Origin of the sequence: Bariatricus sp. SGI.161 (genome assembly GCF_050313695.1) — a bacterium.
Lineage (GTDB): Bacteria > Bacillota > Clostridia > Lachnospirales > Lachnospiraceae > JAFBIX01.
Genome location: NZ_JBNPLX010000110.1, coordinates 1 through 277, shown reverse-complemented (window position 1 = coordinate 277; position 277 = coordinate 1). Strand labels below are relative to the sequence as shown.

Here is a 277-nt window from a genome sequence, read left to right as displayed (position 1 = left end):
TATTTCTTATATGCAATTTTCAAGGTACATATTAGACAATCGTCATGGATCTCGATTCCGCTTTGCTTCATTTCGATCACGGACTAGCGTCCTATGAAATCCACCATCCACATCCTTATTTGTGCAAGCACAATCGGATGTTTCTGTTGTATTTCGCATGACTTATTGTCTGCGTGGAGAATACGAGATTCGAACTCGTGACCTCCTGCTTGCAAGGCAGGCGCTCTCCCAACTGAGCTAATCCCCCATTTGATTATATGATCAATTATATTTTTAG

General features: G+C 41.2%; 1 tRNA gene. It reads right to left on the bottom strand.

The annotated features are described in order from the left end of the window. Nucleotides 1-174: 174 nt before the first annotated feature. Nucleotides 175-247: transfer RNA gene (locus ACQRBH_RS17415), tRNA-Ala, on the bottom strand. Nucleotides 248-277 lie beyond the last annotated feature (30 nt).